Annotated in this window: 27 protein-coding genes; 26 read left to right on the plus strand and 1 reads right to left on the minus strand. The window is 47.3% G+C overall.

The genetic code is table 11. The features are described from left to right. Positions 1 to 25: 25 nt before the first annotated feature. Entirely contained in the window at positions 26 to 943 is a 918-nt protein-coding gene (locus tag ACAN55_RS05315) for a polysaccharide deacetylase family protein (RefSeq protein ID WP_379129122.1), read from the minus strand. Between the two features lie 94 nt (positions 944 to 1037). Between ACAN55_RS05315 and ACAN55_RS05320 the strand changes: the two genes are divergently transcribed. The 26 genes from ACAN55_RS05320 to ACAN55_RS05445 all read left to right on the plus strand — a co-directional run bounded on the left by ACAN55_RS05320 (position 1038) and on the right by ACAN55_RS05445 (position 21058). Next, positions 1038 to 1385, plus strand: coding sequence for a hypothetical protein (locus ACAN55_RS05320; RefSeq protein ID WP_379129125.1), 348 nt, complete (start codon positions 1038 to 1040; stop codon positions 1383 to 1385). Between the two features lie 190 nt (positions 1386 to 1575). After that, positions 1576 to 2190 (plus strand): genetic competence negative regulator, encoded by a 615-nt coding sequence (locus tag ACAN55_RS05325; protein ID WP_379129128.1) that lies wholly within the window; start codon positions 1576 to 1578, stop codon positions 2188 to 2190. Positions 2191 to 2293: 103 nt separating this feature from the next. Next, the gene (gene prsW / locus ACAN55_RS05330; RefSeq protein WP_379129130.1) at positions 2294 to 2989 is read left to right on the plus strand and encodes a glutamic-type intramembrane protease PrsW; all 696 of its coding nucleotides are present in this window, start codon (positions 2294 to 2296) and stop codon (positions 2987 to 2989) included. Between the two features lie 75 nt (positions 2990 to 3064). Continuing rightward, entirely contained in the window at positions 3065 to 3211 is a 147-nt protein-coding gene (locus tag ACAN55_RS05335; protein ID WP_379129132.1) for a hypothetical protein, read from the plus strand. A gap of 79 nt (positions 3212 to 3290) precedes the next feature. Then, positions 3291 to 4637 (plus strand): germination protein YpeB, encoded by a 1347-nt coding sequence (ypeB, locus tag ACAN55_RS05340; RefSeq protein ID WP_379129134.1) that lies wholly within the window; start codon positions 3291 to 3293, stop codon positions 4635 to 4637. Positions 4638 to 4817: 180 nt separating this feature from the next. Further along, entirely contained in the window at positions 4818 to 5471 is a 654-nt protein-coding gene (locus ACAN55_RS05345) for a flagellar brake protein (RefSeq protein WP_379129136.1), read from the plus strand. 115 nt (positions 5472 to 5586) lie between these two features. Beyond that, positions 5587 to 6297 carry a (d)CMP kinase gene (gene cmk / locus ACAN55_RS05350; RefSeq protein WP_379129139.1) on the plus strand — a complete coding sequence of 237 codons (711 nt, stop codon included), beginning with the start codon at positions 5587 to 5589 and terminating at the stop codon, positions 6295 to 6297. Next, positions 6294 to 6881 (plus strand): lysophospholipid acyltransferase family protein, encoded by a 588-nt coding sequence (locus ACAN55_RS05355; RefSeq protein WP_379129142.1) that lies wholly within the window; start codon positions 6294 to 6296, stop codon positions 6879 to 6881. Before cmk ends, ACAN55_RS05355 begins: the two co-directional genes overlap by 4 nt. 149 nt (positions 6882 to 7030) lie before the next feature. Continuing rightward, complete coding sequence (gene rpsA / locus ACAN55_RS05360) at positions 7031 to 8350, plus strand: 30S ribosomal protein S1 (RefSeq protein WP_379129144.1); 1320 nt, start codon at positions 7031 to 7033, stop codon at positions 8348 to 8350. 155 nt (positions 8351 to 8505) lie between these two features. Then, entirely contained in the window at positions 8506 to 9828 is a 1323-nt protein-coding gene (der, locus tag ACAN55_RS05365) for a ribosome biogenesis GTPase Der (RefSeq protein WP_379129147.1), read from the plus strand. Positions 9829 to 9840: 12 nt separating this feature from the next. Further along, on the plus strand, positions 9841 to 10464 hold the full coding sequence (gene plsY / locus ACAN55_RS05370) for a glycerol-3-phosphate 1-O-acyltransferase PlsY (RefSeq protein ID WP_379129151.1): 624 nt from the start codon (positions 9841 to 9843) through the stop codon (positions 10462 to 10464). Beyond that, positions 10457 to 11497 (plus strand): NAD(P)H-dependent glycerol-3-phosphate dehydrogenase, encoded by a 1041-nt coding sequence (locus ACAN55_RS05375; RefSeq protein WP_379129154.1) that lies wholly within the window; start codon positions 10457 to 10459, stop codon positions 11495 to 11497. The genes plsY and ACAN55_RS05375 overlap by 8 nt, the downstream gene beginning before the upstream one ends. A 66-nt stretch (positions 11498 to 11563) precedes the next feature. Further along, positions 11564 to 11839, plus strand: a complete 276-nt coding sequence (locus ACAN55_RS05380; RefSeq protein ID WP_379129156.1) for a stage VI sporulation protein F — start codon at positions 11564 to 11566, stop codon at positions 11837 to 11839. 134 nt (positions 11840 to 11973) lie between these two features. After that, positions 11974 to 12144, plus strand: a complete 171-nt coding sequence (locus tag ACAN55_RS05385) for a DUF2768 family protein (protein ID WP_379129843.1) — start codon at positions 11974 to 11976, stop codon at positions 12142 to 12144. A gap of 12 nt (positions 12145 to 12156) precedes the next feature. Continuing rightward, positions 12157 to 12486, plus strand: coding sequence for a 2Fe-2S iron-sulfur cluster-binding protein (locus tag ACAN55_RS05390; protein WP_379129158.1), 330 nt, complete (start codon positions 12157 to 12159; stop codon positions 12484 to 12486). Between the two features lie 57 nt (positions 12487 to 12543). After that, a complete protein-coding gene (locus tag ACAN55_RS05395; RefSeq protein ID WP_379129161.1) occupies positions 12544 to 13158 on the plus strand; it encodes a hypothetical protein in 615 nt (204 codons plus the stop codon). A 17-nt stretch (positions 13159 to 13175) separates the two neighbouring features. Next, positions 13176 to 13544 carry a 2Fe-2S iron-sulfur cluster-binding protein gene (locus ACAN55_RS05400; protein WP_379129164.1) on the plus strand — a complete coding sequence of 123 codons (369 nt, stop codon included), beginning with the start codon at positions 13176 to 13178 and terminating at the stop codon, positions 13542 to 13544. A 72-nt stretch (positions 13545 to 13616) separates the two neighbouring features. Further along, complete coding sequence (locus ACAN55_RS05405; protein ID WP_379129167.1) at positions 13617 to 14330, plus strand: DUF3939 domain-containing protein; 714 nt, start codon at positions 13617 to 13619, stop codon at positions 14328 to 14330. Positions 14331 to 14716: 386 nt separating this feature from the next. After that, positions 14717 to 16195 (plus strand): stage IV sporulation protein A, encoded by a 1479-nt coding sequence (spoIVA, locus tag ACAN55_RS05410; protein ID WP_379129169.1) that lies wholly within the window; start codon positions 14717 to 14719, stop codon positions 16193 to 16195. A gap of 326 nt (positions 16196 to 16521) precedes the next feature. Next, complete coding sequence (locus tag ACAN55_RS05415; RefSeq protein ID WP_036657196.1) at positions 16522 to 16794, plus strand: HU family DNA-binding protein; 273 nt, start codon at positions 16522 to 16524, stop codon at positions 16792 to 16794. Between the two features lie 118 nt (positions 16795 to 16912). Further along, a complete protein-coding gene (gene mtrB / locus ACAN55_RS05420) occupies positions 16913 to 17161 on the plus strand; it encodes a trp RNA-binding attenuation protein MtrB (RefSeq protein ID WP_379129173.1) in 249 nt (82 codons plus the stop codon). A 149-nt stretch (positions 17162 to 17310) separates the two neighbouring features. Further along, entirely contained in the window at positions 17311 to 17853 is a 543-nt protein-coding gene (locus ACAN55_RS05425) for a hypothetical protein (protein ID WP_379129176.1), read from the plus strand. A gap of 113 nt (positions 17854 to 17966) precedes the next feature. Continuing rightward, positions 17967 to 18836, plus strand: a complete 870-nt coding sequence (locus ACAN55_RS05430) for a heptaprenyl diphosphate synthase component 1 (RefSeq protein WP_379129179.1) — start codon at positions 17967 to 17969, stop codon at positions 18834 to 18836. A gap of 2 nt (positions 18837 to 18838) precedes the next feature. Then, on the plus strand, positions 18839 to 19591 hold the full coding sequence (locus ACAN55_RS05435; RefSeq protein ID WP_379129182.1) for a demethylmenaquinone methyltransferase: 753 nt from the start codon (positions 18839 to 18841) through the stop codon (positions 19589 to 19591). After that, positions 19584 to 20459: a UbiA-like polyprenyltransferase gene (locus ACAN55_RS05440; RefSeq protein ID WP_379129185.1), complete on the plus strand. Its 876-nt coding sequence runs from the start codon at positions 19584 to 19586 to the stop codon at positions 20457 to 20459. The genes ACAN55_RS05435 and ACAN55_RS05440 overlap by 8 nt, the downstream gene beginning before the upstream one ends. Further along, a complete protein-coding gene (locus tag ACAN55_RS05445; protein WP_379129188.1) occupies positions 20456 to 21058 on the plus strand; it encodes a UbiX family flavin prenyltransferase in 603 nt (200 codons plus the stop codon). Before ACAN55_RS05440 ends, ACAN55_RS05445 begins: the two co-directional genes overlap by 4 nt. Position 21059 lies beyond the last annotated feature (1 nt).

Genomic DNA, 21059 nt, shown 5'->3' on the forward strand with positions numbered 1-21059 from the left:
CCGCTGAAATACTTTCAACCTCTCATCACCGCATCTTCAACTCTATACTCCGCGGATCAACAAAGCTGTATCCTTTGCCCTCTAGAGTAGTCAACAGCGTATCTAAGGCTTCAACCGTCCAGGGAAGCTCATGCATTAGAATGTTGCTTCCGGAGTGTAGCTGATCCTTAACATTCTGGAGCAACTTCCCGGTTTTACCGGCTTCCTGTTCTTTCATTTCCCAGTCCAGGGATCCAACAGACCATGTCATATATAACATGTCGTTTGCTGCGGCTATTTTCTTTCCTACATCGCCCCCGGCACCGTGAGGGGGGCGAAAGAATACCGGAACGTCTCCGGTAACTTCCTTAACAATATCCTGAACACTCTCGATTTGCTTTTTCACTTCAGCTTCAGACTTATCTTTTAGAATAATGTGATCCCAGCTGTGGTTGCCGATGATGCCGCCGCGCTCATGGATAAGTTTCAGCAGTTCAGGGTGTTCCTTGACGCGGTAGCCGTTAACAAAAAATATAGCTTTAGCTTTATGCTTATCCAGTGTATCCATTAACGAGTTAATCATGACAGGGTCTTTGGGACCGTCATCAAAGGTTAGGAGTACCACTTTTTTGGGTGTGCCTTCCTCATTTGGGATAATGTCGTAATTTTTATTCATATGGTACAAGAACTGAACTTCGTTCCCGTCTGCAACAGGAGAATCTGAAGCGGCACCGCTGTCTGCGGCAGGACTTGGAGAAGCACTTATTCCTGCTGTTGCCGTTGCTTCAGGTGATGGAGAAGTGGAAGCCGTCGACACAGGGGAAGGAGATGCTTTAATTTCCTGTGAGGCTGGTGGGGGAGACTGTACATTTGCCTGATTGGCCGAATTCCCGCTGTTTCCGCCTCCGCTGCACGAAGCCAGCAGCATGGAAGCCAGAAGCAGCACTGCTGTCTGTTTACCCAAGTTGTTCAACTCTCTTTCCTTTTATTAGGCTGTATGAGCCAGTATCTTTACGCGAACACTAGTCATGATTTTACCATACAAGGAGGTTAGAGATGTGAATACTTCGTCATTTTTATTTGGAGTGGTTATGGGTGCGGCTGCAAGTATGATGATGTCCAAAAAACGGAGAGCTATGATGTCCTCTATGGGGTTGTCAAGCGGCGTAATGGGTGAGAAGGCCAAGGACAAAATTATGGGTATGGCAGCGACCGGATTTGGAAGTACCACCGCAGGAGAGAATAATAACCATATCAGCAAACATGAAACCAATTCTGAATCTCCGGTGAAGTCAAAGGAGTCTAACCTGAAGATGCTGAAGGATTTTATCCGCAGTAATCCTGAGGTTAAGCATGAAGTGGAACAAATCCTGAAAGAGACACATACCGCCATTCCGGGTTTGTAACTTTATTCAGCTCCTTCAGAATCATTTTGGAGATGCAATTATCACCAAAATGATTCTTTTTTTGTATATTAATTTTCGTGCATTTGTCCTCTTGAAATGATAACATACATACATAGTAACCATTTTTGGCTCATTACTCGGGACTCATCATACATTATAATAAATTGAGCTTGCAAAGGAGGATCCTGTCATGAGAATAGAGCGTTTAAGTCAAGATAAGATACGGATTTTCCTCACTTTTGACGACCTGAGCGAGCGGGGAATCCAGAAGGAAGACATGTGGCAGGAAGTACCTAAGGTACACGATCTTTTTACGGAAATGATGGACCAGGCGTATAGTGAACTGGGATTTGATGCAACGGGTCCGCTTGCCGTTGAAGTGTTTGCTCTACCCGCCCAAGGCATGGTCGTAATTGTAACTCGGGGTAAATATGATCACCATCAGTACGGTGTAACCGGGGAAGAAGAATTGCCAGAAGAGATTTACGAAATGGAAGTTACCCTTGAACAAAGCGACTCCATTGTGTACGCATTCCGCGATTTCGAGATGTTGGTTGAAGCGGCTCATGTGCTCATCGGCAATATTACTTCCGAGGGAAAGCTGTATTCTTATAACGATAAATGGTTCCTGTACTTCGATCCGAAGGAATTTGAGGAACCGGCTCTGCTCGGTCTTATTGCCGTACTTTCGGAATTTGGTGAATCATCACCCGTAACTGAGGCGGTTCTTGGTGAATATGGTAAGGTCGTTATGCCGGAGAGTGCGGTACAGCTGCTGTGCAATCATTTTAAACGTCAAGAATAACAACAGGCCGTCTTTCGGGCCGGATCATCTCCGGCCCTGGGCACGGCGGGACCATAGCTTGTAATCCGGGCGCTGTAAGCGGCCTGTGCAGGGAGGTTATTCGGTGCTTTTGTTATCGGTCATTTCGTCAGCAGTAGCACCGGGACTCGCTTTGCTGACTTATTTTTATTTGAAAGACAAATATGATCAAGAGCCGCTTCATATGGTGATTAAAGTGTTTTTGCTGGGCTTTTTGATTGTTTTTCCGGTAATGATTATTCAGAGAGGCCTGGTACTCGGTTTGGATGGAGGCCCATATGTCAGTTCTTTTCTTATCTCGGCAGGTGTGGAGGAATGCCTGAAGTGGTTTGTGCTGTATCATATGATCTACAATCATACCGAGTTTGATGAGCCATACGATGGAATACTATATGCCGTAGCGATTTCGCTAGGCTTTGCAACGATAGAGAATGTGATGTACGCCTGGTATAGCCAAGCTTCATTTGGCCCTATGCTGATTCGTGCGCTGCTGCCTGTTTCTGGACATGCTATGTTTGGTGTGGTTATGGGATACCATATGGGGCGTGCGAAATTCTCACAAGGGATTAGAACGCGCTGGATTTTGTTCCTATCGTTGTTTCTCCCTTGGCTGTGGCATGGAATCTATGATTTCCTGCTAAATTCAACCGCGAATTATTGGATATGGTTCATTATTCCGCTTATGGCTGTGTTGTGGTATGGGGGCATGGGGAAGGTTACCAGGGCCAACAACCGTTCACCCTTCAGGTTTTTGAAGCGGGAGGAAGAGATTAACCTGTAATTCAGATGGACACACTTACACTTGAAGGGTAGTTCCGAGAACAAGGAATTCCAGTCAGGAGGAGGGTGTCTTTTTTTGCGTGTGAAAGTCCGAATTGTCTGCAAGCAGTGTGGCGAATCCTACATATTAAGAGGAAACAAAGAGCAGGGTGTGATTCAAACGGGCTTCAAACAGTGCCTATGCAGCAACAGCAGCGGTTTCGAAATTGAAGAGCGGATCTGACGGGGATTTGAGTGCATAAGACGCCATTGTTATTGTCAAACTAACGGCAATAAGTAATGGAAGGGAGTTTTGCAGCCTTATGTACAGACGATTAAGTGCCATAATGTTTCCGGTTACTGCACTGCTGCTGATAGGGGCGTTATTGTGGGGGTATCAGGAGAACCAGGAGAAGAATTCAATTCTGATCAAAGCAGAGAATCAGTATCAACGGGCTTTCCATGATCTGTCTTATCATGTGGAGCGTCTTCATGGAGAGCTGGGCAATACCCTTGCGGTGAATTCAAGTTCGAATGGGGTGCACCGCAAAGGGTTGGTTAACGTTTGGCGCCTTACCAGTGAGGCACAAAATGAAATTAACCAGCTTCCTCTTACGCTCTTGCCTTTCAGTGAAACAGAAGAGTTTCTTTCGAAGATTTCCAATTTCTCTTATAAAGCCGCAGTACGTGATTTTACGAAAAAGCCCTTGACCGACGGGGAATTGAAGAATTTAAAGGAGCTTTATAAAAACTCGGGTGAGATCTCCAAGGATCTGCAGAAAGTTCAGAACAAAGTAATTGAAAACCGCCTGCGCTGGATGGATGTGGAATCAGCCCTGGCAACAGAGGAGGAGGCGAAGGATAACACCATCATCGACGGATTTAAGACAGTAGATAAGAGGGTGTCTGAGTATCCTGAACTGGATTGGGGACCTTCTGTAGCCAGCATTTATGACAAGCGTACGGTTAAGAAACTTGGAGGGTCACCGGTTTCAGTTGAGGATATCAAAGCCAAGGCGGCACGGTTCGCAGAAGCTGGAAGCGGTGCGCAAATTGATGTGCGAGAGAATGGTAAAGGCACAGAGTGGGAATCATACACTGCCACTGTCGCCGGATCGAACAAAAAGGCTCCGATTAGTATGGATTTCACTAAGAATGGAGGTCGCCTGATCTCTTATACGGATAACAGAGAGACCGGGCCTGCCCGGGTTTCCATGAAGGAAGCGGTAAACAAAGCCCAACAGTTTCTCGAACAAAAGGGGTATCCGCATATGACTGCCGTCCGGGCAGACCGTTTTGATAACATGGGGAATCTGACCTTTGTGACGGAACAGGATTCCGTGCTGATCTATCCGGAAAAAATGACTGTCCGGGTAGGATTGGATACTGGCGAGGTTACAGGATTGCAAGCCAGCGACTATGTGAACGAGCATAAGGACAAGCGTGTGATACCGAAGCCGGGTTTGAGCCTGTCAGAGGCCAAAAAGAAACTCAATCCGGAGTTTAAAGAGATGTATAACCGGATGGCATGGATCGAAAATGAAGACGCCCAGGAGCTCCTTACCTACGAATTCGGCGGCAAAATTAACGGCTCCCAGTATCGCATTTTTTTAAATGCTACAGATGGCAATGAAGAAGCAGTTGAGGAGATACGAACTTCCTCCCAGTGATACGAGATGTGAGCGGAGTTCAATTGATGTAATGCTTTGGCCAAGGGCACATCCTCCGGGTGTTGTCCTTTTAGGCATGTTGCAGTAATTATTGAACTGTTATTATTTATAACTGAGTCAGCTCCTGCCATGTTATAATGATCGATAGATTACCTCAATACATATGTGGCGGTGAAAAGCTTGTATCCGAAAATAAATGACTATTTGTACATTCAAATTGCTTCAAGTGACGCATCTGAGGCAGAAATTGAATACAGATCACGAATTGCCGAGCTGGAGGACGACTCTTTTTTAATTGAAATCCCGATGCAGGAGAGTAACGGCAGACTCAAAAAGCTGTTTGTAGGGGACGAGCTTTCTGTATATTTCATGAGTGAAGGCGGTATCAAAAATTATTTTTATACCCATGTGCTCGGATTTAAAGAAGATGTGATCAAGATGGTACGGGTACGTAAGCCGGCTGTGGATTCCATATTCAAAATACAGAGACGAAGTTTCTTGCGTGTCAGCGCTGAACTGGAGCTTGCAGTCAAACTTGGCAATGAGAGCCGCATTCTTGTACGGACTGATGATGTAGGAGGCGGGGGAGTCGCGTTTATTGCAGACCCCGGTGTCCGGTTAGTGACCAATGACAAGTTGTCATGCTGGCTTCTTATCCCTTACCGCAACGGAAGTATGGAGCATGTTAATTTTGAAGGTGAAGTTGTCAGGGTCAAAACGTTGGAGAATAAAAAAAATTTAATCATGCTGAAATTCGCCTCTATTTCTGATAGTGAGCGGCAAAAAATAATCCGGTACTGTTTTGAGCGCCAGTTTGATTTTCGGAACCGGTAAAGCTCTGTTTTTAATATTTTTTTACAGTGTGCGCTTTTGCACTGACGTACAAACTGTGGTATAATTTTAAAAGTCGCAGGCAATGCCTGCTTTTTTCTTGAGGAGGAATGCCCCGTTGGATAGGCAGGGTACACATATTAACGACAGAATTAACGTCGCCATCGACGGACCTGCTGGGGCAGGAAAGAGCACCGTAGCCCGATTGGTAGCACAGCAGCTGTCTTATATCTATGTTGATACGGGAGCGATGTACCGGGCAATAACCTGGTATATGATCCGTAAAGGCATCGAGCCGGAAAATTACGATTTGGTGTGTCAAAAGGTGCACGATATGGTGATTGAATTAATACCGGAGAAAGATGTGCAGAAGGTGCTGATTAATGGGGAGGATGTAACCCCGTATATTCGCAGTCTTAAGGTTAACAGCCTCGTGTCGCAGTATTCCAAATTGGAAGGCGTAAGATCCAGACTTAGTCATTTGCAGCGCCAGATGGCGTTACGTAAGGGAGTAGTTATGGATGGCCGCGACATAGGTACAACCGTGCTGCCGGATGCCGAAGTGAAAATATTCATGACGGCAAGCGTTGAAGAACGGGCGCTCCGCCGTTACAAGGAATTGAGTGAAGGGGAGACAGTAACGCTGGAACAGCTTGAGAAAGATATCGCCGAGCGTGACCGGCTTGATGAGAGTCGGGAAATTTCGCCGCTTCGCCGTGCAGAAGATGCTATTCTTCTGGACACGACGTCGATGAATATCCATCAAGTTGTGGATGCTATAGTGTCATACTGCCGAGCTCATGTTGACGGGGAGAGAAATCATTTATGATTTATGTTATTTGCCGAGGATTGCTGCGCTGTATTTACGCTATTATTTTCCCGCTTAAAGTTGTGGGCAGGGAGAATGTGCCGAAAGAAGGCGGAGTGCTGCTCTGCGCGAATCACATTAGCCTGCTGGATCCCATCACAATGGGCATCAAGCTGAAACGTCAAGTGAAATATATGGCTAAAGCGGAACTGTTCACCGTTCCCGTCCTTGGCTGGCTTGTCAGACAATTGGGCGCATTTCCTGTGAAACGCGGTGGCGTAAGCAAGGAATCCATTAAAACGGCGTTACAAACACTTCGCGGCGGCGACGTGATGGGAATTTTCCCGGAAGGTACGCGGAACTCTGATGTTGGGGTGGCCAAGAAGGGTGCAGCGAGTTTTGCACTTCGCAGTGGTGCTGCTGTTGTTCCGGCTGCAATCATCGGGCGCTACAAGCTTTTTCGCCGGATGACTATTATCTACGGAGCACCAATTGATCTCAGTGAATTTGCAGGTGCCGGCAGTGAATCGCTGGAAGCTGTAACTGATGTGATCATGGATCGAATCCGTGAGATGCTCGCAAGCGGCAAACCTAGCAGTAAGTAATATGTAAGTGTAAATTACGGCATAGCCGCTATATTTTGGAACATACTATTCAAATGGATTGCTGCCTGCTTCTGAAGGGTGGGCTTGTTTTGAACTCTGCTATACGCAGGTTTAAATAAATGGGGTTTTGAATCGAGGAGGGTAATCACATGTCTGAAGAAATTAGAAACCAGGAAGCTGCAGAGAATGTTGAGAACAACGAGACTGCAGAAACTACGGAAACTGTTGAATCACCTGTGGCTGAAGTTGCCGGTAATGAAGAAGAATCGGCAAGTCAAGAGGATTTGGAAGTTATCGTTTCCGTGAAAAAGGGCGACACCGTGAAAGGAACGATCGTCAAAATCGAAGATAACCAAGCTTATGTAAGCATTGGATATAAATACGACGGCGTGATTCCGATTCGCGAATTGTCTTCCGTACAATTGGACAACGCGGCTGAAGCAGTTGAAGTTGGACAAGAAGTGGAATGCAAGGTTGTTAGCATCAACGACAACAAGGAAAGCCTTGTACTCTCCAAACGTGCGATCGACAGCGAAAAATCTTGGGAGGATCTTGAGAAATTCTTTGCTTCCCAAGAAACCTTTGAAGTTACCGTTGCAGACGTTGTAAAAGGCGGTCTGGTAGCTGATGTAGGCGCACGCGGATTTATTCCGGCTTCCATGGTTGAGCGTCATTTTGTTGAAGATTTCAGCGATTACAAAGGACGCACTCTTCGCGTCAAAGTGAAAGAACTGGATCGTGAGAACAGCAAGGTTATCCTTTCTGCTAAAGAAGTTCTTGAAGAAGAATTCGAAGCAAACAAGGTTAAAATTATGTCCGAGCTTTCCGAAGGACAAATTATTGAAGGAACTGTACAACGTTTGACCCAATTCGGCGCATTTGTTGATGTTGGCGGTGTTGACGGACTGGTGCATGTATCCGAAATCGCTTGGAACCACGTGGATAAACCATCCGACGTTGTATCCGAAGGCGACAAAGTACGTGTGAAGGTTCTTAAAGTTGATCCTGAAAAGGGCAAAATCAGCCTGAGCATCAAAGCTGCTGCACCAGGTCCTTGGGACTCTGCCGGCGATAAAATCAACATTGGTGATATCGTTACAGGTGAAGTTAAACGTCTGGTTAACTTCGGTGCATTCGTTGAATTGCTTCCGGGTGTTGAAGGACTTGTACACATTTCCCAAATTTCCCACAAACATATCGGTACACCGCACGAAGTACTGAAAGAAGGACAAGAGGTTCAAGTGAAAGTTCTGGACTTCAACCCTTCTGAAAAACGTGTTAGCCTCAGCATTAAAGAAACAGAAGAAGCTCCTGCACCTGCTCCAAGACCAGAACGGTCGAACAGCAGAGACAAAGCTCCTAAAGAAGTGCTGAACAATCCTAACGTTTCACTCAGCAATGAAGGTCTTAGCTTCACACTGGCTGAACGTTTCGGCGACAAGCTGGACAAATTCAAGGGTAATAACTAATCCCTTACCAAACATACGGGTAAAGTAATCGGCGGACCCTCAATTCGGGGGTTCGCCGATTGTGTTTTTGCGGAGCTGCCGGTAACCGGCAATGTTAGCCATTTGAAATATTTTTTGCTATGATGAGAATCGTAAGAATGACAGGAGGAATGAATATGGCAAGGCCCGTTGTGGCGATTGTAGGGAGGCCAAATGTCGGGAAATCGACGATATTTAATCGGCTGATTGGTGATAGATTGGCCATTGTAGAAGACAAGCCGGGAATTACCCGTGACCGGATTTACGGGGTATCGGACTGGAACGGCAAGTCATTTAGCGTTATTGATACCGGTGGTATTGAAATTGATGGTGAAGATTTTATTCTGAAATCGATTCGGGTTCAGGCTGAACTAGCGATTAATGAAGCAGATGTCATCATCTTTATGTGCGAGGCGAAAGCAGGACTTACGAACTCAGACGAAGAAGTAGCTCAAATCCTGTTCCGCTCCGGCAAACCGGTTGTATTAGCCATCAATAAGGTGGATAATATGCGGCGTTCCGATGATATTTATGAGTTCTACAGCCTTGGGTTTGGTGATCCGATTGGCATCTCCGGCAGCCACGGCACAGGACTTGGTGATCTACTGGATGCGGTTACTGAGCGTCTGCCTGAGCCAAAGGATGAGGAATACGACGAAGATGTGATCCGGGTAGCGCTGATCGGACGTCCGAATGTCGGCAAGTCCTCCCTGGTGAACGCGATTCTGGGGGAAGAACGTGTAATTGTCAGTGACGTAGCTGGAACCACACGCGATGCAATTGATACTCCTTTCGAACGTGACGGCCAGCGGTATGTACTGATTGATACTGCCGGCATGCGTAAAAAAGGCAAGGTCTATGAGACTACGGAGAAATACAGCGTGATGCGTGCTATGCGTGCCATCGAACGCGCTGATGTAGTACTCGTAGTGATTAACGGTGAAGAAGGTATCATTGATCAAGACAAGCATATCGCAGGATATGCGCATGACGCGGGTAAAGCGGCAATCTTCGTGGTCAACAAATGGGATGCAGTTGAAAAAGACGACAAGACCATGCAGAACTTCGAAAATAATATCCGTGACCATTTCTTGTTTATGACCTATGCGCCTGTAGTCTTCCTGTCTGCATTAACTAAACAACGTCTGCAAAAGCTGCTTCCAGTAGTGCAGCATGTCGCCCAGCAACATGCTCTGCGTATTACGACTCACTTGGTTAATGATGTAGTGTCTGATGCAGTAGCTATCAATCCTCCGCCAACGGATAAAGGCCGACGTCTGCGCATTAACTATGTTACACAGGTCGCGGTTAAGCCGCCTACGATTGTGGTGTTTGTTAACGATCCGTCGCTGATGCATTTCTCCTACGAACGTTACCTGGAGAATAAAATCCGCGCAGCGTTTAATTTTGAAGGGACGCCGATTCGTATCTTTACGCGGCGTAAATCCGACGAGGGTTAGGGGAGAATCACTGTGGCGCTTGAACGACTTCTGGTTATCATTGCAAGTTATTTGCTAGGCTCTGTCAGCTTCAGCGTACTGCTTGCCAAGCTTTTAAAAGGAATTGATATCCGTCAATACGGCAGCGGAAATGCTGGTGCTACGAATACATTGCGGATTCTGGGGAAGGGACCCGCAATTACGGTGCTGTTATTGGATGTGTTGAAGGGAATTGCTGCAGTATGGTTAGGCACCTGGGCCGACGGCTGGGGATCTTGGATTGCAGCAGCCTGCGGCATCGCGGCGATTATAGGCCACAATTGGCCACTTTACTTTCATTTCCGGGGAGGTAAGGGAATCGCCACGACAATCGGCGTGATGGCAACATTATGTTTTTGGCCTGCATTAATTGCTGGAATTGTTGCGATCGTCTCCATTGTGATTACCCGTTATGTTTCACTGGGTTCACTTATTTTTGTTGTGTTGACACCAGTATTTATGGTTCTTGCCGGGGGATATGAGATTCCGGTTCTACTCTGCAGTATTCTGATTGCTGTGTTTGCCTTCTGGCGGCACCGCACCAATATCGTGAAGATCCTTGAGGGCCGTGAGAATAAAATCGGTTCCAAGGCTAAAGGAGGAAACCGCGTTGTCTGATAAAGTTACCGTACTGGTCGCGGGCAGTTGGGGAACTGCGCTGGCCACTGTGCTTGCCTCCAACCACTCGGAAGTTTATCTTTGGACGCGAAATCCTGAACAGGCCGCGGAGATTAATGGTTCCCATACCAATCATCACTATCTGCCTGAGATTCAACTGGCTTCCAACATTATTGCTACAACGGATATGGAGCTGGCTGTAGCCGGTTCGAAGGCAGTGGTGATTGTTGCTCCTTCTTCAGGAATGCGGCAAATTGCAGGCTCCCTGAAGAAGTATTGGCGGGAAGACATGCTGTGTGTGCATGCGACCAAAGGCTTTGAAACCGAAACAATGAAGCGGATGTCGACCGTAATCTCTGAAGAACTCGGCATATCAGAGAGTAATATTGTTGTGCTTTCTGGACCCAGCCATGCGGAGGAAGTGGTCCGCCACTGTCCTACAACGGTTGTGGTTGCCTCTCCTAACGATGCGGCTGCGGAGGCAGCCCAGGAACTCTTCATTAATAATGATTTTCGGGTGTATACGAATCGTGACCTAATTGGTGTTGAGCTTGCAGGAGCACTTAAGAACATTATTGCCTTAGGTGCCGGGCTGTCGGACGGTCTCGGGTTTGGGGATAATGCCAAGGCAGCTCTGCTTACACGCGGACTAGCGGAAATTTCCCGGGTCGGTGTCGAAATGGGCGCCAATCCGCTAACTTTCTCGGGACTTGCGGGTATAGGTGATCTTGTGGTTACAGCTACCAGCCAGCACAGCAGAAATTGGCGGGCAGGCTCCATGCTGGGTAAAGGCAAACCGCTTCAGGATGTGCTTGACTCTATGGGTATGGTCGTGGAAGGCATTCGTACAACCCAGGCTGCCTATGCAATTTCTGCCGAACTCGGTGTCCAGATGCCAATCACCGATCAGATCTACCATGTGCTGTTTCAGGGAAGAAGTCCCCGAAACGCCGTGGAAGCACTGATGGGTCGTGACCGGAAGACAGAAATGGAAGCCATTTCACAGGAGACATGGGAGCAGTGGCATTCCTGAGCTTTTTCACCTTTTACCTGAAATCCTCATATGTTGTATTGGGGATTGACGGAGGAGGGATGAAAGGTGAGCAAAAATATACCCAAGGATGCACTCAGCGCCATTAATAAAAAGGTGGGCAAGAACATTTCCGAAGGCGCCATCAAAAAGCTGGCCAGTACGGTCAAGCCGGGAACAACCCAGAATGAAACCCAGCTCCGCCAGTTGATCAAACAGGTGTCAGCGATGGCGAAAGTGCCTGTGAGCGAAGAGACGATACAGGAGATTGTCAATACGGTTAAAAAAGGCGGAGCAAATACCGGTACAATGGAAATGCTGATGAAAATGATGCTGAAAAAATAGTTCGGAGCATTCAAAGTTAAGAGCAAAGTGGTGGAGCGTAATGGCTTCGCTGCTTTTGCTCTTTTTTTTTGCGGTATGAATGCTATAATGTTGCCAATACAGCATGCTGATGGGGGAGAACAGACGTGGATCCGATGACAAAAATGTGGTTGTCCCTGATTGCGATTCTGATCATGGGAATATCTGTTTTTTTGATTACTTTCGCACGCAGCCGGACCAAAGGACTGGTTAGATTAATGCTGTCGCTAGTTGCTTTCGTGATCATGATTATCGGGTTGCTGGGTGGAATCGCATCCATTATGTAAGAGTTGCATTAAATGTTGATATCCTGGAAGGCGGCAGACATGGAGACATTGCTTACATTGCAAGGGAGAAGCATTACCAAGCAGGTTACTCCTCGTGTGGGGAAGACATTGCTTGAGCATGCCCTGGAGAATGGCGTGGACTTTCAGAATCTCTGTACACGCGGTACCTGCGCCAGATGCCGGTGTTATATCGAATCGGGAGCAGAGAATCTGGGAAGGCCTACGAAAGCTGAGGAGCTGCGTTTAGATCCGGAAGAGCTGGAGGAAGGGTACCGGCTGGCCTGTCAGGCTGTTCTCAACAACACAGGCTCCATAACCGCAAGAAACAAAACTTACTTCTAAGTGAAACCTTCAGCTTAACGATCGTACTCCAATTTTGCTGAAATGGAGCGTGTGCCGATGGCTGGAATACATATGCCAATCGAACTGCGTGAAGCATTGGGAAGTTTAAGTAGGCTGCTAAGCTTTGAACAAGAAGAAGATCCACCTTTATGGCTGCTGGGAGGGAGCTGCGGGCTGCTTCTGCATGGTGTCCCCCTAACTGCTGAGCCCCGAGATATCGATCTATATTCAGATTTAGGTGAAGCCCATGTTCTTCACGGGGCATTAAGCGGGTGGGCGCTGGACAAGCCGGCGGAGGACTGGAGCCGCGGTTGCTACTCACTCATGAGTCATTACCGGATCGGCGCTTATCCTGTGGATTTGGTCAGCGGCTTTAGGATTTGCTGCGGTCAATCACGATATACTGTAGAGACAAATCTGCTGCTTATGGATGCACCGGTTCAAATTGTTGAAAATTTAGGGTGCTTCCGGCTGATGCCGCTGGCTCATGAGTTTGTATTTAATGTCCTTCGTGGCCGGAGAGACCGTTATGAACGGATTGCATCCGTAATGAGAGCAAATAAAACAAAGCATCTGCCATTATTACAATCTTTAATTAAACGCAATTCACTGGAGCTTGAACACATCACTCAATTTGAAGATTTAATGGAGACTCCATTGCTTCATGTATAGAAAGGGACAGGGACAACATGAGAACGCATAAGGGAGTTACGGCGGTATTCCTGCCAGACGGACGAAGTGCGACAGTACCAAGTGGTGTTACAGTGCTGGAGGCAGCCCGCAGAGCAGGTCTGACAATTTCTACGCGATGCGGTGGTAAAGCTGGGTGCCTGATGTGCAAGGTGACTGTGGAAATCACAGAGGAGCAATCGGTGCGCCCGCCGGGAGAAGTTGAACGTCGCAAGCTGGGTAGTCTCCTTCAAAAGGGTGTAAGGCTTGCCTGCCAAACCGCTATTCTCAATGATGTTACAGTCATTGTCCCTGAAGATCCGCTTAAAGCTGCGGTCCGCCGCAGACTGGAAGCAGCCAGACGGGGCGGGGAGGAAGAACTCTGGTAGACCTGTGAAATATCGATACGGAGGGATCAGAAGAGAGTGACGCGCCTGAATAAGCCTATTCAACAGCTAAGAATGATAATGATGCCGATTGTGCTGATCTCCTTTGCCTGTATGCTCTCCAGCTGTCTGTATCCAGAGGCTAATAGCCATTCAAATAATGTAAGCTACAGGGAGAGTATCCAGCGGATTCAATCTGCGGTAGACGATTATCAGAAGGAAGTGGGACTGCTGCCGATCCTTAATGCGGATACATCCACTCCCCGGTACGAGAAATTCCGGATTGATCTCGATCTGCTGCGCAAAAAAGGGTATATCGATGAGATTCCTTCCACAGCATTCGAAATGGGGGGGAGTGTATACTTTCTGCTTTTAAATGAGGAGACCGATCCTGAAGTTAAGGTAATGGATCTAATCACTGTCCAGAAGGTAAATGATATTCAGCTTAAAGTTCAGCGTTATAAAGCCGCACATCAAGGTGGGCTTCCGTCTGGTGACGAACTGTACCCGGGTTTGTTCAGTATAGATTCCAGGAAGGCTGGCGGCATCTCCGGTGAGCTGGAAAGTATCTATTCCGGTCAATCCATTCCGTATTTGGTGGATAAGAGTGGTAATGTCTATGTCGACTATGCTTTTGATATTATGGCGGCTATCGACAAGAATGAAGTTGTCCCTGAGGAGGGTACTGACCTTAGGATTCAATTGGAGCAGGCATCCTACTTTGTTCCGGTTAAATCTTTGCCTTACCATTGGATCAATAGTCAGCCGGTGCCTCAGGCTCCGAATTGAATGTCCATCCATCAATATCGCCTTTGTTCAAATGGAGGAAAGCTCCAGGTGAAGAAAGGCGTTTTTTTATATATTAACGGATATTTCGTAGTTCTTTTCAAAACCCCGTCCTCATATGCTTGATGAGAGAGCTTCCGGATGCCGGACATTTGCGGTGCGCAGATTCTTTATTGGGAAATCAATAATCAAAATGCGTAAGGCAGGTCATAAATTCATTCTGGATACATATGATGATACTAGTCCAAATGCATGTCCGAGCATTCGGGGTTTAGCGCGGACATACAACAAGTCCGGTAATGTCCTGCAAGGGTCATGACCCGGCGGAACGCGAAGTCGATGCTCTTCAGGCATTTTTTCTTCGGAAGTATATGAGGAGGGGATCTCTTTTGGAAAAAGTGGATATTTTCAAGGACATTGCCGAGCGAACCGGCGGAGACATCTATCTTGGAGTCGTCGGCGCTGTCCGCACGGGGAAATCAACATTCATTAAACGATTTATGGAAACCATTGTATTGCCCAACATCACTAGTGAATCCGACCGCATTCGGGCGATTGATGAGCTTCCTCAAAGCGCAGCAGGTAAAACCATCATGACAACCGAGCCTAAATTTGTCCCTAACAACGCCGTTCAAATCAAAGTGGCGGAGGGACTTGAGGTAAATGTACGGCTGGTGGATTGTGTAGGCTACGCCGTTGACGGCGCTAAAGGCTACGAAGATGAGAACGGACCACGTATGATTTCAACTCCGTGGTTTGAAGAGCCAATTCCATTTCAGGAAGCGGCTGAAATCGGCACAAGAAAAGTGATACAGGAGCACTCTACACTTGGTGTCGTAGTCACTACCGACGGAACGATCGCTGAAATCCCGCGCAGCTCTTATGTGGATTCCGAGGAGCGTGTGATCGCCGAGCTGAAGGAAGTCGGCAAGCCGTTCGTTCTAGTGATTAACTCCACCCGTCCCCGCAGTGAGGAAGCACAGATTCTGCGCGGTGAATTGGCCGCCAAGTATGATATTCCAGTTATGACTCTTAGTGCAGCTAGCATGAGCGAAGATGATGTAACCGGTGTTTTAAGAGAGGTTCTCTATGAATTTCCTGTTCATGAGGTCAATGTTAATCTTCCAAGCTGGGTTATGGTGCTGGATGAGAACCACTGGCTGCGCAGCAGCTACGAGAATTCAGTTCGGGATACGGTTAAGGATATCCGCCGCTTACGCGATGTTGACCGGCTGGTGGCGCAGTTCACGGAATACGATTTCATTGACCGTGCCGGCCTCAGCGGAATGAATATGGGCCAGGGTGTGGCTGAAATTGACCTGTACGCACCGGAAGAGCTCTATGATCAGGTGCTAATGGAAGTGGTTGGGGTAGAGATCCGCGGCAAGGATCATCTGCTGCAGCTGATGCAGGAATTCTCGCATGCTAAACGGGAATATGACCGTTTCTCAGAAGCTCTCGAGATGGTTAAGACAACCGGTTACGGTATTGCCGCACCTTCACTTGCGGAAATGGCTTTGGATGAGCCTGAACTGATCCGGCAGGGCTCTCGTTTCGGGGTCAGATTGAAAGCAACTGCCCCGTCCATTCACATGATCCGAGTAGATGTCGAGTCGGAATTCTCGCCAATCATCGGTACGGAGAAACAAAGCGAAGAGCTGGTACGTTATCTGATGCAGGATTTCGAGAACGATCCGATCAAGATCTGGGAGTCTGATATCTTCGGAAGATCACTTCATTCCATCGTTCGTGAAGGCATCCAAGGCAAGATAGCCATGATGCCGGATAATGCCCGTTACAAGCTTCAAGAAACCCTGGGACGGATTATTAATGAAGGCTCGGGCGGTTTAATCGCAATAATTCTATAAGGAAAATGGGGCGAGTTACCCCTTTCAATTCTATCGGAAAGTCACCGGAAGTAACGGCGGCTTTCCGGTTTTTGCGTTTAATAGTGCTATTTACGTTACAATAGGTCTGGAAAATCAGTTGTTTTTACGGGGAAAGATACTACTTTCTGCTCTTTTTTAAGTAACGCCTTGAAATTATGGATAGGCTGTATTACTATAAGTTTGTTGCGCTTCAGGGGCGATTGGGCACCAAAGTCTTGCTAGTAGCGGGATTATCACGTATATTTTACGCTGAAACGGAAACAGTGAGTGATATTGAGACAGATTGGACGGGGAGGTGAGAAGACATGAACAAATCAGATTTGATCAACGCGGTAACGGAAGCAACTGAGCTTCCCAAGAAGGATGTTACTAAAGCTGTAGATGCTGTGTTCGAAGCGATCACAGGAGCACTACAAGGCGGTGACAAAGTGCAATTGGTTGGATTTGGTAACTTTGAAGTGCGCGAGCGTTCCGCACGTAAAGGTCGTAATCCACAAACCGGTGAAGAAATCGAAATTCCTTCCAGCAAAGTTCCGGCATTCAAACCCGGCAAAGCGCTTAAAGACGGAATCAAATAAAGATTTCTACATACTTACATCATCAATCATTTAGACAATTATGCCGCCCTTCAAGGCGGCATTTGTTTTTTGAAGGGCATATCCGGGATATTCCAATTCATTCAGAGGAGGAACAATGATGGGCATGAACAATAATTCCGGCAGTACCGCTTCCACTGGCAGTGATTACATTGTGGTCAAGGCGAAAGAAAACGGGGTACAGGTAATTGGGTTGACCCGAGGGCACGACACCCGGTTTCACCATACGGAAAAGCTGGACAAGGGCGAGGTTCTGATCGCACAATTCACCGACCATACCTCGGCGATGAAAATACGTGGTAAAGCTGAAATATTCACGAAGCACGGACAATTGGAAAGTGAAAGCTGAAAAGCAGGCATAGCCTGCTTTTTTTTGAAATATAACTGAAGTAAGAGTTATGGGCATAAACCCGAAGCAGATATTACGAATTACGTTGTCATAACAATCCGTATAAAGATACAATGGCGCGGTTACGCTGAAATTGAGGGGGAAGTTCCATGGAGCGGGCATGGTGGGTAGGAGCTGTACTGCTGCTTAGCGCAGCATCTGCTGTGGTGCTGCCAAGGCTGGCAGACCTGGATTCCGTCATGCGGCAGGGGCCTGGTGTGGTAGAGACCTTTAGAGGCGATAAGTCCAGAACGCTTAATGAGAACAACCTCGTAGATTTGCTGGGTGCTTTGCCGTTTACACTGACGATTGATAATGTCGGCTGGAACAATAGTGTTCTATCATTGGACCTGCGGGTCACCAGTAATGATCTCGAGCCTCAGCAGATTTACAAGGATATGGCACTTGCCATTTCTTTTGCATTTCAGGATACCACCAATGTTAACCAGCTTCTCCTTCGGATCATCGCTGAGGATAAGTGGATCGGCAGCCGACGTATGCTGCTGGCAGGAGATATCAGAAGGACAGAATGGACACTGCACTCACTGCAGGATCTGGAAACTACGGGGGACGTTATGCTGCCAGACCGGCTAAGGATCGGTTTCAGGATCAGTGAAAGCGATCTGTGGAAAAAGCAGTTCACCACTCCCTGATTAGGGTAAAAGAAACTAGGACCATCCACGGTGCGTGACCAAAAAACATGTGATATAATAGACAAGATTGTGAACAAAGATATTGTCATAATGTCACTCGCTCGGAGGCTGAAATGAAACCGTACCGCATAGCACAGCTAGCTAAACCTTATACCGACTACGACATGATTCAGCGGCATGCGGAATTGCCGCCGTTTCCTGATGTCCGCGGGACTTTGTTATATATCTTTCTGAATCATGGAACAACGGCAATACAGCGAAATAGCGAGTTATTTACTTTAGTAACAGCATTGGTACAAATGGGTCTTGATACCCATGAAGATATTGAACGCTCTGCCGGTGATCCCGGAGGAGATTTGATGAGATCCCGGCAGCTTAAAGTGCTTGCAGGAGATTACTTCAGCAGTTGGTTCTACCAGCTTCTGGCCAAACATGGAGAAATTGAAATGGTCGGCACTCTTAGCACGGCAATTGCTGAGGTGAACGTGATGAAAGCCAATCTGTTCAGCAGAATGAGAGGGATGCTTCTCTCTGCGGAACAATATCTGCGGCACACGGTACAGCTGAATATGCGGCTGTTTCTTTCTTTTACACCGATGATCCAGGAGCCGCTTGTAGATCTATGGCATAATCTGCTGAGAGAGTTTAGTGAATGTGAAACAGTGGCGCTTGAGCTGCGACGAAACGGGGAGCCTACAGCGGCATTGGACGGGTACTGCTACTGGCATTTGCTGGAGTCGGCGGCCGAAGAAGAGAAGCAGCAGTTGCGAGAGCGCAACATGGACCTCAAAGAGTGGAAGAAACTCAATATGAAATACAGATGTGAATCCATTCTGCGGGACAAGCTGCATAAGTCTGTCGAGTCCATTCAGGGGCTGCTGCAAGGCATCAAGGACGAGAGTCTCATTAAAGAACTAAGTGCTGCATTAGACCGTTTTCTCCTGCAGACGAAAATTTCAGGACAAGCTGCCGGGGAGGGTTAATCATGACAATCGAAAAAACAACAGCCGTCTCTGAGAACAACGTACAGCCAAAAGAACAATACGTACATTCCGTATTCGAAAAGATTGCTGGGAACTATGACCGAATGAACGATATTTTAAGCTTTCGCCGTCATAAAGCCTGGCGGAATTTCGCGATGAAGAAAATGTCCATGAAGCACGGTAACACAGCAGTTGATCTGTGCTGCGGTACCTGTGATTGGAGTATTACCATGGCGGAGACCACGGGCAGCGGATCAGTAGTGGGCCTTGACTTCAGTCCCGGAATGCTCGACGTCGGAAGACGTAAAATTGAAGCACGTGGGTTAGAGGAACAAATCACTCTGGTGCAGGGCAATGCGATGAGTCTTCCTTTCGGCGACAATTCCTTTGATTATGCGACTATCGGCTTTGGGCTCCGCAATGTACCGGATTTGGTTCAAGTCTTGAAAGAAATGAAACGTGTGGTTAGACCAGGGGGTATGGTCGTCTGTCTAGAATTGTCCAAACCCACGGTTCAACCCTTCAAAGGAATTTATTATTTCTATTTTCAGCGCGTACTGCCTATGCTGGGCAAGCTGTTCGCGAAGAGTTATGAGCAATATAAATGGCTTCCCGAATCCCTTGCACTTTTTCCGGGCAGGCTGGAGCTAGAAGCAGTATTTCGTGAAACCGGACTGCAGAGAGTGGAGTCATTTCCCTTGACCGGAGGCATCGCGGCATTACATATTGGACTCAAGGAGAAATTGGATGTTTAAGAAAATGGGCATCTTTCTACAAATGATCAAGTTTGAACATACGGTTTTTGCATTGCCATTTGCTTTTATGGGCGCCTTGCTTGGCTCAGTCGTTATGTTTGGCGCATTACCCTCTTGGAGCCAGATCGGCTGGATCGTTATCGCCATGTTCGGTGCACGCAGCGCAGCCATGGGTCTTAACCGGTTAATTGACCGGATCAGTGACGCCAAGAACCCCCGGACATCCGGAAGAGCAATACCTGCGGGTCTGCTCAAGGCTGGAGAAGTAATTATTTTTATCGCGGTCTCATTTTTCCTGCTGTTCTGGGCTGCTTTCAAACTGAATCCTTTATCGGCGAAGCTGTTGCCGGTGGCCGTATTTTTCCTGGTCTTTTATTCCTTTACCAAACGGTTCACGTGGGCTTGCCATTTGATACTCGGTTTGACCATTGCCCTGGCACCATTGGGCGGATGGGTTGCTGTAACAGGCGAAGTAGATTGGACATCCATGGTGTTTTATTTCACCATTGTTTTCTGGACTGCCGGATTTGACATTATTTATTCCTGCCAGGACGTTGATTTTGATGCTAAAGAAGGGCTTTACTCCATTCCTGTGAGATTCGGAGTTGCACGAGCGCTTGTAATTGCCCGTGTGTTTCATATTCTTACCGGTGTAGGGTTTATATCGTTATTGTTTATTACGGATTTAAGCTGGTGGTATGTGGCCGGCATGCTAATCGCGTATATTATACTGTTCTACGAACATCATATTGTATCTCCGAGCGACCTCAGTCGTCTGCAGACGGCTTTCTTTACGATGAATGGAGTACTTAGTATCGTGGTCTTCTCGTTTACTTTGATCGACTTGGTGGTGCAGTTCTACAAATGACCAACACTACACCCAAAAGCTATGTTATCGGGATCACTGGCGCAAGTGGTGCAATTTATGGAATTCGTCTGACCGAAACATTGTTGTCCATGGGATATACCGTGCATCTGGTTATAAGCAATGCGGGCTGGCGTGTAATTAAAGAGGAACTCGGCATTAATACGACAGACCGGGACGGCTTCCTGAACGAAATGTTCAAAAGCTGCCCCGGTTCTCTGCTGTATCACCCTGTCAGTAATATTGGTGCATCGATTGCCAGCGGTTCCTTCCGGGTTGAAGGGATGATTATCATGCCCTGCTCAATGGGGACCTTGTCCGCTGTTGCACATGGAAGCTCGGATAATCTGATGTCCCGCGCAGCGGATGTTATGCTGAAGGAAGGGCGCCAGCTCGTACTGGTCCCCCGTGAAACACCACTGCATGCGATTCATCTTGAAAATATGCTTAAGCTGTCCCGTTTGGGAGTGAAAATTATACCCGCAATGCCTGCTTTTTATCATGTTCCGCAAACTGTAGACGACCTCGTGAATTTTATGGTCGGTAAGGTGCTGGACAGTTTTAATATTGAGCATGCTTTATTTAAAAGATGGGAGGGATGAG

This window comes from Paenibacillus oryziterrae, from assembly GCF_042610485.1.
GTDB lineage: Bacteria > Bacillota > Bacilli > Paenibacillales > Paenibacillaceae > Paenibacillus_AQ.